We start from the raw sequence: 15,533 nt of genomic DNA on the forward strand, positions 1-15,533 counted from the left end.
GACCGGGCACGACGCTCAGGACGCGAAGGCTTCGCGCACCGCTTCGTACTCCCTCGTCCACCACACCGCCAGGGCCGACACCGCAGCGAACTGCGGGTCGGCCCTGCGGTCGTTCAGCTGGTAGCGCCAGCGGAGTATCCAGAAGTCGTTCAGCCGCTCCCACCACACGCGGTGCACGGCGGCGGCGAGTTCGGAGGTGTCCGCACCGACGGCGTTGCGGTACGCCCGGGCGTACGTCCGCACCTTCGCCAGCTCCAACGCGCCCTCGGGCCGTACGAAGAAGATCGCGGCGGCCCGTACCGCCTCCTCGGCGCGCGGCTGGACGCCCAGCCGGTCCCAGTCGACGATCGCGGCCGGTTCCGCCCCGCGGTAGAGCAGGTTGAGGGGGTGGAAGTCGCCGTGCACCCAGCCGCCGGCGACGGCCGGCGGGGGGCGGGAGTCGGCGTGCAGCTCCAACAGGGTCCGCCGCTCCAACAGGCGGTGCTCGGCGAGGAGGTCGAACGAGTCGCGGTGCGGGGCGGCGCGGACGAGGGCGAGCAGTTCGTCGATGAGGGTGAAGGTGTCCTCGGGATCGGCGCTCGCGTACCCGGCGGCCCCCGCGCCGTTCCCGGCCCCCTGTTCCTTCCCGTTCCCGGTCCCGTGCCCGGGTCCGTCCTCGTCGCCTTCGGCGCTACGGCCCATGACCTGTTCCAGACAGGTGTGCACCAGCCCCAGCAGCCCGCCGAGCCGGCGGCACTGGAGCGTGGACAGATGGGCGCCGTCGCGGTGGCGGCCGTCGATCCAGGGGTGCAGGGCGTAGCAGTCGCCGCCGATGACGGCGACGGTCTCCCCGTGGGCGTCGGTCACCGGCGGCGCGACGGGCACGCCGAGGCTCTGGAGCCGTTGGGTGACCCGGTGTTGCCGGGCGATCGCGAGGTGGTCGCCGTCGAGGTGGTGTTTGAGGAAGTACGCCCCTTCCGTCGTCGACAGCCGGTAACCACGGTTGAGCAGCCCCAGCGTGACCGGTTCGCAGGACAGGGGCTCGCCGGGGCCGTCGTATCGGCGCAGCAGTGCGCCGAGGGGAGGAACGGCGGTGGCAAATGAGCGCAGCACGCGCCAGATGTTAGATCACGCAGCGTGTCCGTTGGGCTGCTCTTCGCAATAGTCCAGCGTGTGCAGGGTTACGAACTGAGGTTCTACGCGCATGAATACGGGCTCGAAGGGCTCGCCGTCGGCGCGCAGCGGGGGCCGGCCGAAGCGGCGGACCTCGTCGGGCGTCGGCTGGACGATGGCCGCGGTGCCGATGAACTGCACGGACCACATCGCGGAGGCGGGCGCCTGCGGGCCGGTGCCGTTGCCGTTGCCCGGGCTGCCGTCGGGGCCGGCGTGCGGCCCGCCGTCCGGTCCGCCGGTGGGCAGGCCGTCGGTGGTGAAGCCGTCCGCGCCGTACGCGACGACGCTGCCGTTGCAGGCGCGGTGGTAGCCGAAGCCGCGGTGGATGCGCAGGACGACGCCGCCGTTGCACACCACGTGGCGGGCGGGGGCGACGAAGGGCATCGCGCGCATGCTGGTGGCGAGCCGTCCGTACGAGACGCTGCCGAGCAGCTCCAGGGCGCGCTGCTCGTCGGTGCGCCCCTGCTCGTGCCCGTTCTCGTGCCCGTTCCCGTGCGCGCGCTCGTACTCGTACACGTACCTGGGCTCGTGCTCGTCGGTGCGCACGTGCGCGGCGCGGCGTTCCCCGACCCGGCGTTCCTCGGTGGACATGCGTTCCACTCTCGGTGACGGGAGGTCGGACGGGAAGGGGCGGGGGCCCCTCCTCGCGGAGGACGTAAGTCCCGTACGGGTGGGTCCGTCAGGGTTCGGCCGTTCGTGGTGCCGGGCCGGCGCCCCCTGACCGGAGCGGTGCTCGGGCCGGTGCTCGGGGCGCGGGTGCTGTTCGGACGCGCGGGTCACGGAGCGTACGGCTCGGGCTGGCCGGCCTTGCCCTGCGCCTGCATCCGCGCCACGTACGCCGCCGCCTGGGAGCGGCGCTCCATGCCCAGCTTGCTCAGCAGGCTCGACACGTAGTTCTTGATGGTCTTCTCGGCGAGGTGCAGCCGCTCGCCGATCGCCCGGTTGGTCATGCCCTCGCCGATGAGGTCCAGGATCCGGCGCTCCTGCTCGGTCAGCGCGGCCAGCCGGTCGTCCTTCTTGGGGCCGTTCCCGTCCCGCAGCCGCTCCAGCACGCGCGCGGTGGCGACCGGGTCGAGCAGCGAGCGGCCGGCGGCGACGTCCCGGACGGCCGAGAGCAACTCGTTGCCGCGGATCGCCTTGAGGACGTAGCCGGAGGCACCGGCCATGATGGCGTCGAAGAGCGCCTCGTCGTCGGCGAAGGACGTCAACATCAGGCACTTCACCGACTCGTCCCGGGAGCGGATCTCCCGGCACACCTCGACGCCGCTGCCGTCCGGCAGGCGCACGTCCAAAACGGCGACGTCCGGGCGGGTGGCCGGAATGCGGGCGAGGGCGTCCTCCGCGGTGCCGGCCTCGCCGACGACCACGATGTCGTCCTCCACGGAGAGCAGTTCGTGGACGCCCCGGCGGACGACTTCATGATCATCCAGCAGGAATACCGTGATTTTTCCTTCTTCGCGCACGCTTGCAGTCTCACACATCGACTCTTCCCGTGTGCCGGGTGCCCGGGATAACGTTCGCGTGTTCCCGGCGGTCCACGAGGCCCCACCAAAAGGCCGCGTCAAGGCCCTGACCAGTCATTGTCACCCGTGCTGCGGGACCCACGACCGATTTACTTGGAAATCCAAGCAAAAATGCAGGTCAAATAGGGTTTCGCAGGAATGCGACGCACTGGGTAACGTGCATGGAACAGGGCGCTTCGTCGGGACACCTGTCACGCCTGCTCCCGGCGCCGCACCCACCCCGTGCGGGGGTTCGAGAGCGGGTGAGCCTCCCCTTGCCCTCCGGGGCAGGGGCGACCCCAGGCTCCCGGCGAACCCGGGGACCGGACAGACGGAGGAGCACGCACGTGACCGTGGAGAGCACCGCCGCGCGCAAGCCGCGTCGCGGCAGCAAGCGCGTGAGCGCCGCGAAGAAACCACAGCGTTCCGAGCCCCAGCTCGTACAGCTGCTGAATCCCGAGGGCGAACGCGTCCAGGACCCCGACTTCGACCTCGAACTGACCCCCGACGAGCTGCGCGGCCTGTACCGGGACATGGTCCTGACCCGCCGCTTCGACGCCGAGGCCACCGCGCTCCAGCGCCAGGGCGAGCTGGGCCTGTGGGCCTCGCTGCTCGGCCAGGAGGCCGCCCAGATCGGCTCCGGCCGGGCCCTGCGCGACGACGACTACGTCTTCCCGACCTACCGCGAGCACGGCGTGGCCTGGTGCCGCGGGGTCGACCCGACGAACCTGCTGGGCATGTTCCGCGGGGTCAACAACGGCGGCTGGGACCCCAACACCAACAACTTCCACCTCTACACCATCGTCATCGGCTCGCAGACCCTGCACGCCACCGGCTACGCGATGGGCGTGGCCAAGGACGGCGCCGACTCCGCGGTGATCGCGTACTTCGGCGACGGAGCGTCCAGCCAGGGCGACGTCGCGGAGTCGTTCACCTTCTCCGCGGTCTACAACGCCCCCGTCGTCTTCTTCTGCCAGAACAACCAGTGGGCCATCTCGGAGCCCACCGAGCGCCAGACCCGGGTGCCGCTCTACCAGCGCGCCCAGGGCTACGGCTTCCCCGGCGTCCGCGTCGACGGCAACGACGTCCTCGCCTGTTACGCCGTGACCCGCTGGGCGCTGGAGCGGGCCCGTCGCGGCGAGGGTCCCACCCTCGTGGAGGCGTTCACCTACCGGATGGGCGCGCACACCACCTCCGACGACCCCACCCGCTACCGCCACGACGACGAGCGCGCGGCCTGGGAGGCGAAGGACCCGATCCTGCGGCTGCGGCGCCACCTGGAGGCGCAGGGCCACGCCGACGAGGCGTACTTCGCCGCGCTGGAGGAGGAGAGCGACGCACTCGCCAAGCGGGTGCGGGAGGCGGTGCGGACGATGCCCGACCCCGATCCGATGGCGATGTTCGAGAACGTGTACGCCGACGGGCACGCGCTCGTCGACGAGGAGCGCGCCCAGTTCGTCGCGTACCAGGCGTCGTTCGCGGACGCCCCCGAGGGAGGGGAGAAGTGACCATGGCCGTACAGAAGCTTCCGATCGCGAAGGCGATCAACGCGTCCCTGCGCACGGCCCTGGAGAACGACCCCAAGGTCCTGGTCATGGGCGAGGACGTCGGCAAGCTCGGCGGCGTCTTCCGGGTCACCGACGGGCTCCAGAAGGACTTCGGCGAGGACCGGGTCATCGACACCCCGCTCGCCGAGTCCGGGATCATCGGCACCGCGATCGGCCTGGCGCTGCGCGGCTACCGCCCGGTGGCGGAGATCCAGTTCGACGGGTTCGTCTTCCCGGCGTACGACCAGATCGTCACCCAGCTCGCCAAGATGCACGCGCGGGCGCTCGGCAAGGTCAAGATGCCGGTCGTCATCCGCATCCCGTACGGCGGCGGCATCGGCGCGGTCGAGCACCACAGCGAGTCCCCCGAGGCGCTGTTCGCGCACGTCGCGGGGTTGAAGGTGATCTCGCCGTCGAACGCGTCGGACGCGTACTGGATGCTCCAGCAGGCCATCCAGAGCGACGACCCGGTCATCTACTTCGAGCCCAAGCGGCGCTACTGGGAGAAGGGCGAGGTCGACACCGAGGCCATCCCCGGGCCGCTGCACACCGCGCGCGTGGTGCGCGAGGGCAGCCAGCTCACGCTCGCCGCGTACGGGCCGATGGTCCGGGTCTGCGCCGAGGCGGCAGCGGCGGCGGCCGAGGAGGGCACTTCGATCGAGGTGCTCGACCTGCGCTCGATGTCCCCGATCGACTTCGACGCCATCCAGCGGTCGGTGGAGAAGACCCGGCGGCTGGTGGTGGTGCACGAGGCGCCGGTGTTCTACGGTTCCGGCGCGGAGATCGCCGCTCGCATCACGGAGCGGTGCTTCTACCACCTGGAGGCGCCGGTGCTGCGGGTGGGCGGCTTCCACGCGCCCTACCCGCCGGCGCGCCTGGAGGAGGAGTACCTGCCGGGACTGGACCGGGTGCTCGACGCCGTCGACCGCGCGCTGGCGTACTGAGGAATGAGGAGTGCCGAGACGATGACGGAGAACGCTTCCCTGCGCTACCGCGAGTTCAAGATGCCCGACGTGGGCGAGGGGCTCACGGAGGCGGAGATCCTCAAGTGGTATGTGCAGCCCGGCGACCGGGTCACCGACGGTCAGGTCGTGTGCGAGGTGGAGACGGCGAAGGCGGCGGTGGAGCTGCCGATCCCGTACGACGGAGTGGTGCACGAACTGCGCTACCCGGAGGGGACGACGGTCGACGTCGGCCAGGTGATCATCGCGGTGGACGTGGCGCCCGGGGCGGCGTCGGAGGCCGCTTCGGCGGGTGCGCCTGCGGCTTCGGCTTCGGCTTCGGAAGAGGCTGCTGCTGCTCCGGCTTCGGAGGCTGCTGCTTCGGACGAGCCCGCTGAGGATGCGCCGAAGGGGCGTCAGCCGGTGCTCGTCGGGTACGGCGTGGCGGAGAGCTCCACGAAGCGCCGGGCGCGCAAGGCGCCGGCCGGATCGGGTGCGCCGGTCGCCGCCGCGACGGTGGCTGCTGCTGCGGCGGCGGTCCAGGGCGAGCTGAACGGGCACGCGCCCGCGCCTTCAGCGCCTCCTGTGCCTGTTGCTCCTCCTGTTCCTGCTGTTTCTGCTGTTTCTGCTGAGCGTCCGTTGGCGAAGCCGCCCGTACGGAAGCTGGCCAAGGACCTCGGCGTCGACCTGACGCAGGTCGTCCCGACCGGCCCGGACGGCATCATCACCCGCGACGACGTGCACGCGGCGGTCGCCCCGGCCGCCACCGAGGCCCCGGCACCCGCGGCGCCCGCGCCCGTACCGGAGGCGCCGCAGGCGCAACTGGCCGACCTCGGCGTCCGGGAGACCCGCATCCCCGTGAAGGGCGTGCGCAAGGCGACGGCGGCGGCGATGGTGAACAGCGCGTTCACCGCACCGCACGTCACCGAGTTCATCACGGTCGACATCACCCGCACGATGAAGCTCGTCGAAGAGTTGAAGTCCGACCGGGACATGACGGGCCTACGGATCAACCCCCTGCTGATCATCGCCAGGGCGCTGCTGGTCGCGGTGAAGCGCAACCCCGGCGTCAACGCGTCCTGGGACGAGGCCGCGCAGGAGATCGTGCAGAAGCACTACGTCAACCTGGGCATCGCGGCGGCCACCCCGCGCGGTCTCATCGTGCCGAACATCAAGGACGCGCACGCCAAGACCCTGCCGGAACTGGCTGGTGCGCTGGCGGAGTTGGTCTCCGTCGCCCGGGACGGCAAGACGACGCCCGCGGCGATGCAGGGCGGCACCATCACCATCACCAACGTCGGCGTCTTCGGCGTCGACACCGGCACCCCGATCCTGAACCCGGGCGAGTCCGCGATCCTGGCCGTGGGCGCGATCAAGCTCCAGCCCTGGGTCCACAAGGGCAAGGTGAAGGCCCGCCAGGTGACCACGCTCGGCCTGTCCTTCGACCACCGCCTGGTCGACGGCGAGTTGGGCTCCCGCTTCCTCGCGGACATCGCGGCGATACTGGAGAACCCGAAGCGGTTGATCACCTGGGGCTAGCCCGTTTGACGGGGCCGGCGGCGCCGGGCTGCACCAGTGCGGCCTGCGCCGCCGGCGCCGTTTTCCCTGCGGGAGCTTGTCTCCTGCCCCCGAGATGCGGCGCTGGGTGTCACGGCCCTCAACCCGACACCGCAGCGGGCTGCGGTGACTACGTCCGCCACCGAACCCCGTGCCGCCGCAGCCGGTGGATCTCCCACCAGGCCAGCGCCGTCACCGACAGCGGGCCGCCGAGGAACGCGCAGACCGCGAGTGGGACGGGGCCCGGCGGAAGGCCGCCCGTCGCCAGGCCGAAGAAGGCGAAAGCCCAGACCAGGACGGCGGTGACCAGCGCGGGTAGCGCCGCGTGCAGGGCGGTCAGGTTGAAGGCGTGGCGCAGCGCCGGGCCGGAGGAGAAGCCGACGAAGTAGACCAGCCACCAGAACGGGGTCCAGAGCGCGAAGAACACGAACAGCAGGAACACCCCGAGCAGCAGCCCGGACCCGCCCTCGAACCGGTTCGGCGCCAGCCAACCCATCGTCTGGAACGCCGCCACGGCAAACAGCGGGATCAGGCTCCAGGCACCGAAGTACCACAAGGCTGACCGGCCGGCCGGCCACAGGTTCGTCCGCATGGCCCGCCGCGTCCCGGGCCTGGCCGCGCAGAAGAACAGCGCCACGACCACCACGGCGCTCAACAGCGCGCCCCAGGGCGTGAGGAACAGCCGCAGCGTGAGCTGTACCTGCGCCTCCTCGACGTCTTCGAAGTCGCCGAACACGGCCAGTACCGCCACCGACATGACGAGACCCACCCAGGCCCGTACCCGCTGCACCCGGAGCAGTGGGGCGTCCTCGACGTGCCCTTCCGGGCGTACGGGGAAGATCCGGCGGGCCACCCGGCGGGCCGTACGCGCCGACGCGTAGCCGAGCATGAGCGGCACGGTCAGGCACCACAGGCACGGAAGGGCCAGCACCAGCACCAGCCCGGGGGGCATCCTTCGTACCACCTCACCCAGCGGTGGCCACTCGTCCTCACGAATCCGTTGCCACGGCGACGGAAACGGCTGCGGCGGATCGACACTCATGAGCGTCCCTTCGACGGTCGGGAAGAGGAACGCGATCCGACTCGCAGCGGTTCCCGGCCGACGAGCCGTTCCCCCAACAAGCCATTGGATCCTGCCCGTTCGTACCGGCCAGGGCGTGCCCGCGGGCAGCGAAGAGCCCCGTGACACGGTCCCGTGTCACGGGGCTCTCGGATGCTGCGGGCGGCTCGATCGTTAGACGGTGCCGTCCTTGACGCCCGTGACGAACGCGGTGAACGCGTCGGCGGGGACGTTGAGTACGGGTCCGGTCGGGACTTTGGAGTCGCGGACGGGGACGACGCCGGTGGCGGACGCGTGGTCCGGGGCCCATTCGACGCATGACCCGCCGTTGTTGACGCTGTACGAGGACTTGACCCAGCGCAGTGCGTGGGAGTCAGGTGTCACGGCATGCCCTTTCGAACGTGGCTGTTCGTTAGACGGTGCCTTCTTTGATGCCCGTGACGAACGCGGTGAACACGTTGGCGGGGACGTTGAGTACGGGTCCGGTCGGGACTTTGGAGTCGCGGACGGGGACGACGCCGGTGGCGGACGCGTGGTCAGGGGCCCATTCGACGCACGAACCGCCATTTTCAACGCTGTACGAGGACTTGACCCACCGCAGCGGAGAGGGGTTGGTCTTGGCCATCACAAAGTGCCCTTTCGTAGCTGTTCGATCATGGCGACGGACTCAGCCTGTGACGCAGCCTCGATCTGAAGTTGATGGTACTTCCTTACCAGCGGCAGGACGGAGGACGGATCACGGTCCAAGTGCCCCTGGGTCTGCGACTCAACGTAAGACATCACCGACCGATCGGCCATCGTCAGCAGGTGCACCAGTCGGTTGAACGATCGCCGCTCCCCCATGGAGTACGGGGCGATCTGTAGCCCGGAGTTGGGCATGGCGGCGAACTCAAGCAACCAAGCAAACTGTGCGTCCATCACACCTGGGCCGCCGATGGGCCTGCGGATGCAGCTCTCGTCAAGCACCACGTGGAACAACGGGCCCGGAGTCCGAAACAGCGCCGCCTGTCGGTCCGCCAGGAAGTCCACGCGTTCCGCAGCCTGCTCAGGTGTGATGTCCCCTTGCTGGATACCGAACTTCGCAATTGCCTGGGTGTACTCGCGAGCCTGGAGCGGTCCAGGGATCGCGCCTACTTCGAACAGCCGGACCTCGGTCGCGCGGCTTTCGTAGCCCACGTACTCGGGAAATCCTTCCAGCAGGCTTCCGTGCTGCATCTCATGCCACTGGCGTTCGAATGTGGCATCCGTGCCCACGAGGCCGAATGCCGCGTCGGCAGCCTTCGCGAAGTGCAAGGACGGCGACTTGCGCGTGGTTTCAACTCCCGAGATATGCCCGCTGGATACGTTCATATGCTCGGATAGGTCCTCCTGTGTCCAGCAGCGTAGCTCCCGTGAACTGCGGAGACGTGCGCCGAACGCCGCTTGCGGTGATGCGTCCGGGTTCAGTTCCTTACGGTTAACCATGCATCCCCCAACTGATCCGCCCAGGCAGCCATGTTGATTGGGTTCTGACTCTAGTCCACTCTGAATCCGCTTGGTAGTGAAACCGCTACGGAGAGGAGTGGTCGTGCCCGGAATGTCTCCGCGTCAACGTGTGTCAGAAGAACTGGACTTGTTAGTCGGCGGACACGAAGAAGGCGCGCCATGAGCGGCCCCCGAGACCTGCCGAAGGGCACCGTGGTCCGTGACTCCGTTGCCAAGCGGACCGGTGTCGTCATGGCCCACGACGGTGGGCGTTACTACCTCCGCCCCTGCAAAGGCGGGATCGAATGGACCGCGCGTCGCGAAGATCTCAGCGCCACGCTCTCCGACGTTCTGCGCCCGGCTGTCGCTGAGTTGAACGCCAACAGCCGCAAGAACATGTGACGGGCGAGGCCCACTAGCTCCGCTCTCGCGCATCAGCGCGCCCTGGCGCTGAAGGCAATGACGCGAGGGCGGCAAGGGGCGGGACCGAAGGGTCCCTCTCCTGGTTCCGGTCGCCAGCGGGCGTGCCCCCGTCCCTGGCGGCCGGGACCGAAATCAACTCTCAACCATCCTGCACGGGAGTCGCACCATGATCGAGCGAGGTCGGTACAAGGGCTGGCGCTCCGTTCACGTCCTGGCCGAGGACATCGTCGTGTCCGCCGAGTGCATCACGGGCGGCCCGCAGTGCGGTGCCAAGATGCCGCCCCCGGAAGACGGGGAGTGCGCCGGGCACGACGACGTCGACGAATGGATGGAGTTACACCTCCGCCTCACCGGCCACGACCTCTTCGTCGAGATCCACCGCGAACCGGTCCGCTGGGGCCCACCCACCCCGTACTCCGAGCCAGCACCCGACCCCCGGGCGGCGAGCTGATGACGCGGCTTGCCGTCGCCGTGTTCTTCGGCATCGTCGGCGGCTGCCTCGGGCTGATGCTCCTCGGCCTGGCCAGGCCGTAGAAGACTCCCGCTGTCGCGGCGGGCAAGGGGAAATCCGCGGCAGCGGGTCGAACGAGTGGCTACGCGACGTGCTCAGCCGGCGGCTTGTGGAGCGTCCAGTGATCGGGCGAACTCGGCAAGCTTGTGGAAGTCGTCCTCGCGCAAGCCGACTCGCGGATTGACGTGGTGGAGAAGCCCGGGGGCCCGGTGGTGGGTGGCTACGTGTAGTTCGTCGAGCCCGCTCTGTTCGTCGTCCACCCAGGCAAAGGGACGGCCGTTGGCGTAGTCCACGAGGGGGCTGGTCTTCCAGTGGACCCCGTCGGGGCGCTCTTGGAGGAGGGTGTCGCCGAAGTCCACGAAGGGAAGTTCGGGGAGGCCGAGCACCGGGGCGATCCACCGATTGGCATCGTCCATCCACGTGGTGGCCCAGCACAGTTCATAGTCGAGCCGAAGAAGGGCTTGCCCGTGCGCGGGGTTGAGCCAGACTCGCAGAGTCCGCCGGCGCAAGAGTCCGTCGTGATCCATGGAGGGCTCACGGGGCACCCTGATGGTGGTGTAACCGCCAGGGCGCTTCTCCGGTTTGGCTGCGTAGGGGTTGAGCGGCCCGTCCACGTCGAGAAACAGCAGCGGTCGGCCCACGGTCCCCCCATTGCCCAAAACCGGATGTGCCGTGGAAGCGTAGCCGCAGCGCTCGTCTCTGCGAAGCTTCGTGCCCGAGGTCGGAGGAGGGGCATGGGGATTGAGTTGGAACTGCACTCGGGGCGCCCCACGCGGAAGGGACGTTCCCGGGACACCTTGTTGCGGGGCTCTTACGAGCACGGTGAAGCGTTGGCGAGGGTGCTGGGCACCCTTGACCGGCGGGGCTCCGGAAAACTCGGCTGGTTCGCCAGACACGGCCCTGCCCCCCTCACAGCGAAGAGCCCCGTGGCACGGCACAGTGTCACGGGGCTCTCGGTTGCTACGGGTGCGATCAGTCCTGCTGGGCGCCCTCGGGGAGGGTGCGGAGCTTCATCGTCTTCGCGCTCGTCGAGCCGAAGCCGTAGTCGAGCAGCTTCGCCGCGTCGTCGTAGCGGCCCGCGCCGTTCAGCAGGACGCCGATGTAGGTCTTGCCGTTGCGGGAGGCGGTGAAGGTCAGGCAGGGGCCGGCGGCCGTGCCGGTGCCCGTCTTCACGCCCGTCGCGCCGCTGTACGAGCCGAGCAGCTTGTTGGTGTTGTACCAGGTGTACGTGCGCGCGGCGCCCGTGCTGGTGGTCGCGGGCGCCTTGTAGGACGTCGCCTTCACGATGTCGCGGAAGGTGCCGTTCGCGTAGGCGTGCCGGGCCAGCTTCGTGAGGTCGGCGGCCGTGGTGTAGTTCTGGCCGCGCTGCGAGATGCCGTCGAAGGAGTCGAACTTCGTCTTCTTCAGGCCCAGCGACGCGGCCTTCGCGTTCATCTTGGCGACGAAGGAGCGGGTCCGCTCGTTCGGGCTGTTACCCGTGCCGAACGCCTCGGCCAGGGCGTACGCGGCGTCACAGCCGGAGGGCAGCATCAGGCCGTACAGGAGCTGGCGGACCGTCAGGGTGTCGCCCGGCTTCAGGTCGGCGGTGCTGCCGCCCTGCTTTATCACGTAGTCGCGGTGCGAGGACTTGACCGTCACCTTGCGGTTGAGGTCGACGCCCGGGGTGGTCAGCACGGTGATCGCGGTCGCGATCTTCGTGGTGCTCGCCATCTGGCGGGTGGTGTGGGCGTCCTTGCTGTAGATCGAGACGCCGGAGTCGTAGTCCATCACATAGCCGCTCTTGGCCGTGATGGTCGGCACCGCGGCCTTCGCCTGGGCGGGCGCGGCCAGCGGGGAGGCGGTGAGCAGGAGGCCGCCGGAGATTACGACGGTGGCGGCCCGGCGTGCCCGCACGCTGTTGAGGATCAAAGGGAACGCTCCCGATGTGGACGTATGCGTGTGCGTCAAAAGGTGTGTGGGAGCCCTGTCGTCATGGGAGTGCGAGAAGGGGCTCACATAAAAGACGCGTGAGTCTCGTGAATGGATGCACAAGAAGCCCGAATTTCTGTGCGGGCTCCCTCGAACAGGTGCTTCGTGCGCCGCGATGTCCGCGCCGCGGATGTCGAGCGTCTCGACCCGGGTGGCGGTCGTGGCTGCCGCGTCAGTCCAACGTCTGCGTCAGTTCGCTCCGGCTCGGGGTGTGGACGACGCGGCCGTGCGCTCCGTTGACGATCGGCATGTAGGGCGGGACGTGGCCGCACTCCACGTCGGCGATGATCGGCACGCCGAGCGGGCCGAGTGCGTCGAGGACGGCCTCGTGCTGGCTGAGGGAACGGTTGTCGGGTGCGTCGGTCCGGCCGACGAGGACCGCGTTCGCCCGGTCGAAGAACCCGGCGAGCCTCATGCCGTGCAGGTTCCGGCAGATGGTGAAGGCGTCGTCGCCGCCTGCCTCCACGTACACGAGGAGCCCGTCCGGCGACTCGTTGCGGGCGAAGGCGGAGACGTCGAGGTAGGGCGTCCCCGCGAGGTTGCACAGGGTCTCGATGCAGCCGCCGATCAGCCTCCCCTCGGCCGTCACGTCGCCGCTGCCGTCGAGCCGGGTCCAGGTGCCCGCGGCGTCGAGCGCGTACTCGCGCACGTCGGGGTGGGCGGCGAAGTCGTCGAAGCCGGCGGTCCGGTGGCGGCCGGGCGGGGTCTGGGTGAAGCGGTGCCCCCGGGGCGCCGCGACGACGTCGAGCCACGACCGCAGCCCTTCGGGCACGCGGTAGGGCGTGTCCATGAGGTTGTTGCCGTGCACGGTCGCCGTCCCGGTGAGCAGCGTCAGCGGCGTGATCAGGGTCGACAGGTCGGAGTAGCCGACGAGCCAGGTTGGCTCTGCGTCCCGCAGCCCGTCCCAGTCGAGCAGTGGCACCAGGTCGATCGCGGTCTCGCCGCCCCACGGCGGTACGACGGCCTTGACGGTGGGGTCCGTCAGCATCGACATCAGCTCGCCCGCGCGGTCCGCCGCCGAGGCGCTGACGTGCCCGGAGCCGTCCATGCACTGTCCGATGACGACCTCGTACCCGCGGTCCCGAACGTCCTGCACGGCCACGTCGAGGCGCTTGCGCAGCTCCTTCGGGACCCCGCTCGACGGAGAGGTGACGCCGACGCGGTCACCGGGACGCAGGGGCGAGGGATATCGAACAGCCATGCGCCGGATCTTGACACGGCGCCGTGCCCCGGGGACACCGAATTCCGCCGGGCCGGAAGCGGAGACCCTGGCGGAATCCTGCGTTGCGCATCTGGGCTCGTCCTGCATGGTGGACAGGCCCTGGGAACGCACCTCACTTGTATCTATGCTGTGCGCATGTCAGCTCCTGCGCCCGCTCCGCCCGCCGCCGAACGCGTCTACACCCACATCAAGCAGGCGGTGCTGGACCGTCGTTACGAGGGCGGGACCCTGCTCACCGAGGGGGAGCTCGCCGATGCGGTGGGGGTCTCCCGGACGCCCGTGCGCGAGGCGCTGCTCAAGCTTGAGGTGGAGGGGCTGATCAAGCTCTACCCGAAGAAGGGCGCGCTGGTGCTCGCGGTGTCGGCGCAGGAGATCGCCGACGTGGTGGAGACCCGGCTGCTGGTGGAGGAGCACGCGGCGCGCAAGGCCGTGCCCGCGTCGCCCCGGCTGTTGGCGCGGCTGGAGGAGCTGTTGGAGCAGCAGAAGCGCCAGTGCGAGGCGGGCGACCTGGCCGCCGTCGCCGTCACCGACCGCAACTTCCACCTGGAGATCGTGCGCAGCGGGGGCAACGAGATCCTGTCCCGGCTGTACGAGCAGCTCCGCGACAGACAGCTTCGGATGGGCGTCGCGGTGATGCACGCCCACCCCGACCGGATCGCGAAGAACGTCGTCGAGCACGGCGAGATACTCGACGCGCTGCGCGCCGGCGACCCGGACGCGGCCGCGGCGGTCATCCACCGGCACGTCGGCTGGTTCAACAACCTGGCGCGGGGCGACGTCCGATGAACAGGGGCCCGTCGGGCGGATCGGCGCCGGCCCCGATAGCCCTCCCCGGTGACCCGCCCGGCGGCCGTCGCGCCGCCGTGATCTGGGGCATCGGGGTCTCCGTCTACTTCGTCGCGGTCATCTTCCGCACCTCGCTGGGCGTCGCCGGGCTGGACGCCGTCGAGCGCTTCGACGTCAGCGCCTCCGCGCTCTCCACCTTCTCCATCGTGCAACTGCTGGTCTACGCGGGCATGCAGATCCCCGTCGGCCTGCTGGTGGACCGGCTGGGCACCAAGAAGGTGCTCGCGCTGGGCGCCGCGCTGTTCACCCTCGGCCAGTTGGGCTTCGCGCTCGCCCCCTCGTACGGCACCGCGCTCGCCGCCCGTGCGCTGCTGGGCTGCGGCGACGCCATGACCTTCATCAGCGTGCTACGGCTCGGCAGCCGCTGGTTCCCGGCCCGGCGCGGGCCGTTGGTCGGTCAGGTCGCCGCGCTCTTCGGCATGCTGGGCAACCTCGTCTCCACCATGGTCCTCGCACGGGTGCTGCCCGACCTCGGCTGGGTCGCCACCTTCGCGGGCAGCTCGGCGGCCGGCGCGGTCGTCCTCGTCCTGGTGGTCTGCTTCCTCAAGGACCACCCCGAAGGGCACGAGCCGCCGCCGCTGCGCCCCGAACGCGGCCGCAGCTCGGGCGGGTCCTTCGTCCGCCAGCAGGTCGTCGACTCCTGGCGGGAGCCCGGCACCCGGCTCGGGATGTGGGTGCACTTCACCACCCAGTTCCCCGCGATGGTGTTCATGCTGCTGTGGGGCCTGCCGTTCCTCGTCGAGGCGCAGGGGCTGTCCCAGGAGACCGCCGGCTCGCTGCTCACCCTGGTGGTGCTGGTGAGCATGGTGGTGGGGTTGGTGTACGGGCAGGTCATCGCCCGGCACCACGCGGCCCGACTCCCCCTCGCCCTCGGCACCGTCGCGTTCACCGCGCTGGCCTGGGGCGCCACGATCGCGCACCCGGGCGACCGCGCCCCGCTCTGGCTGCTGATCACGCTCTGCGTCGTGCTCGGCGCCTGCGGTCCCGCCTCGATGATCGGCTTCGACTTCGCCCGCCCGGCGAACCCTCCGCAGCGGCAGGGCACCGCGTCGGGCATCGTCAACATCGGCGGCTTCACCGCCTCGATGACGACGCTGCTGGCGATCGGCCTGCTGCTGGACGCGACCGGCGGCTCCTACCCGATCGCCTTCTCCTGCGTCTTCGTGCTGGAGGCGCTGGGCGTGGCCCAGATCCTGCGGCTGCGCGGACGCACCGCGCGGCTGGAACGGGAGCGGCTGGTGGCGAGCAAGGTGGAGGCGGTGCACGTACCGGCGTGACCACGGTGCCGCCGCTGCGGGTGCGACGGAGCGCCGAGGCGGCCCGCCGTCACGCCGTGATCG

At 70.0% G+C, this 15,533-nt stretch carries 17 protein-coding genes; 7 read left to right on the forward strand and 10 right to left on the reverse strand.

Features of this window, described 5'->3' with window-relative positions:
• Window positions 1-15: 15 nt before the first annotated feature.
• The 3 genes from ACH4E8_RS15865 to ACH4E8_RS15875 all read right to left on the reverse strand — a co-directional run bounded on the left by ACH4E8_RS15865 (window position 16) and on the right by ACH4E8_RS15875 (window position 2,615).
• Window positions 16-1,092 carry a phosphotransferase gene (locus ACH4E8_RS15865; RefSeq protein ID WP_398448432.1) on the reverse strand — a complete coding sequence of 359 codons (1,077 nt, stop codon included), beginning with the start codon at window positions 1,090-1,092 and terminating at the stop codon, window positions 16-18.
• 15 nt (window positions 1,093-1,107) lie between these two features.
• Window positions 1,108-1,545 carry a pyridoxamine 5'-phosphate oxidase family protein gene (locus ACH4E8_RS15870; protein WP_398449199.1) on the reverse strand — a complete coding sequence of 146 codons (438 nt, stop codon included), beginning with the start codon at window positions 1,543-1,545 and terminating at the stop codon, window positions 1,108-1,110.
• Between the two features lie 383 nt (window positions 1,546-1,928).
• Window positions 1,929-2,615, reverse strand: coding sequence for a response regulator (locus tag ACH4E8_RS15875; RefSeq protein ID WP_398448434.1), 687 nt, complete (start codon window positions 2,613-2,615; stop codon window positions 1,929-1,931).
• Between the two features lie 386 nt (window positions 2,616-3,001).
• Here ACH4E8_RS15875 and pdhA point away from each other — a divergent pair, with 386 nt between their 5' ends.
• Genes pdhA through ACH4E8_RS15890 form a run of 3 tightly spaced genes read left to right on the forward strand, consistent with a single transcriptional unit; the run spans window position 3,002 to window position 6,681 of the window.
• Entirely contained in the window at window positions 3,002-4,162 is a 1,161-nt protein-coding gene (gene pdhA, locus ACH4E8_RS15880; protein ID WP_398448435.1) for a pyruvate dehydrogenase (acetyl-transferring) E1 component subunit alpha, read from the forward strand.
• 2 nt (window positions 4,163-4,164) lie between these two features.
• The gene (locus tag ACH4E8_RS15885) at window positions 4,165-5,145 is read left to right on the forward strand and encodes an alpha-ketoacid dehydrogenase subunit beta (protein ID WP_398448437.1); all 981 of its coding nucleotides are present in this window, start codon (window positions 4,165-4,167) and stop codon (window positions 5,143-5,145) included.
• Window positions 5,146-5,166: 21 nt separating this feature from the next.
• Window positions 5,167-6,681, forward strand: a complete 1,515-nt coding sequence (locus ACH4E8_RS15890; protein WP_398448439.1) for a dihydrolipoamide acetyltransferase family protein — start codon at window positions 5,167-5,169, stop codon at window positions 6,679-6,681.
• A gap of 148 nt (window positions 6,682-6,829) precedes the next feature.
• Here ACH4E8_RS15890 and ACH4E8_RS15895 read toward each other — a convergent pair whose 3' ends face one another.
• From ACH4E8_RS15895 to ACH4E8_RS15910, 4 genes are all read right to left on the reverse strand, one after another.
• Complete coding sequence (locus tag ACH4E8_RS15895; protein WP_398448441.1) at window positions 6,830-7,651, reverse strand: hypothetical protein; 822 nt, start codon at window positions 7,649-7,651, stop codon at window positions 6,830-6,832.
• Window positions 7,652-7,933: 282 nt separating this feature from the next.
• Window positions 7,934-8,143, reverse strand: a complete 210-nt coding sequence (locus ACH4E8_RS15900) for a DUF397 domain-containing protein (RefSeq protein ID WP_398448442.1) — start codon at window positions 8,141-8,143, stop codon at window positions 7,934-7,936.
• A 28-nt stretch (window positions 8,144-8,171) separates the two neighbouring features.
• A complete protein-coding gene (locus ACH4E8_RS15905) occupies window positions 8,172-8,384 on the reverse strand; it encodes a DUF397 domain-containing protein (protein WP_398448444.1) in 213 nt (70 codons plus the stop codon).
• On the reverse strand, window positions 8,384-9,223 hold the full coding sequence (locus ACH4E8_RS15910; protein ID WP_398448446.1) for a helix-turn-helix domain-containing protein: 840 nt from the start codon (window positions 9,221-9,223) through the stop codon (window positions 8,384-8,386). Before ACH4E8_RS15910 ends, ACH4E8_RS15905 begins: the two co-directional genes overlap by 1 nt.
• A 180-nt stretch (window positions 9,224-9,403) precedes the next feature.
• Here ACH4E8_RS15910 and ACH4E8_RS15915 point away from each other — a divergent pair, with 180 nt between their 5' ends.
• Complete coding sequence (locus tag ACH4E8_RS15915) at window positions 9,404-9,625, forward strand: hypothetical protein (RefSeq protein ID WP_398448448.1); 222 nt, start codon at window positions 9,404-9,406, stop codon at window positions 9,623-9,625.
• Between the two features lie 187 nt (window positions 9,626-9,812).
• Window positions 9,813-10,097, forward strand: a complete 285-nt coding sequence (locus tag ACH4E8_RS15920) for a hypothetical protein (protein ID WP_398448450.1) — start codon at window positions 9,813-9,815, stop codon at window positions 10,095-10,097.
• A 155-nt stretch (window positions 10,098-10,252) separates the two neighbouring features.
• On the opposite strand, the gene ACH4E8_RS15925 is transcribed toward ACH4E8_RS15920, so the two are convergent.
• The 3 genes from ACH4E8_RS15925 to ACH4E8_RS15935 form a co-directional block, all read right to left on the reverse strand.
• Window positions 10,253-10,798 carry a hypothetical protein gene (locus ACH4E8_RS15925; protein ID WP_398448451.1) on the reverse strand — a complete coding sequence of 182 codons (546 nt, stop codon included), beginning with the start codon at window positions 10,796-10,798 and terminating at the stop codon, window positions 10,253-10,255.
• 331 nt (window positions 10,799-11,129) lie between these two features.
• Window positions 11,130-12,050 carry a D-alanyl-D-alanine carboxypeptidase family protein gene (locus ACH4E8_RS15930; protein WP_398448453.1) on the reverse strand — a complete coding sequence of 307 codons (921 nt, stop codon included), beginning with the start codon at window positions 12,048-12,050 and terminating at the stop codon, window positions 11,130-11,132.
• 247 nt (window positions 12,051-12,297) lie between these two features.
• The gene (locus ACH4E8_RS15935) at window positions 12,298-13,326 is read right to left on the reverse strand and encodes a S66 peptidase family protein (protein WP_398448455.1); all 1,029 of its coding nucleotides are present in this window, start codon (window positions 13,324-13,326) and stop codon (window positions 12,298-12,300) included.
• A gap of 156 nt (window positions 13,327-13,482) precedes the next feature.
• Here ACH4E8_RS15935 and ACH4E8_RS15940 point away from each other — a divergent pair, with 156 nt between their 5' ends.
• Window positions 13,483-14,133 carry a GntR family transcriptional regulator gene (locus ACH4E8_RS15940; protein ID WP_398448457.1) on the forward strand — a complete coding sequence of 217 codons (651 nt, stop codon included), beginning with the start codon at window positions 13,483-13,485 and terminating at the stop codon, window positions 14,131-14,133.
• The gene (locus ACH4E8_RS15945) at window positions 14,130-15,470 is read left to right on the forward strand and encodes a nitrate/nitrite transporter (protein ID WP_398448459.1); all 1,341 of its coding nucleotides are present in this window, start codon (window positions 14,130-14,132) and stop codon (window positions 15,468-15,470) included. Before ACH4E8_RS15940 ends, ACH4E8_RS15945 begins: the two co-directional genes overlap by 4 nt.
• Window positions 15,471-15,533: the final 63 nt, after the last annotated feature.

Origin of the sequence: Streptomyces sp. NPDC017979 (assembly GCF_044328175.1) — a bacterium.
In the GTDB taxonomy this organism is placed as follows: Bacteria; Actinomycetota; Actinomycetes; order Streptomycetales; family Streptomycetaceae; genus Streptomyces.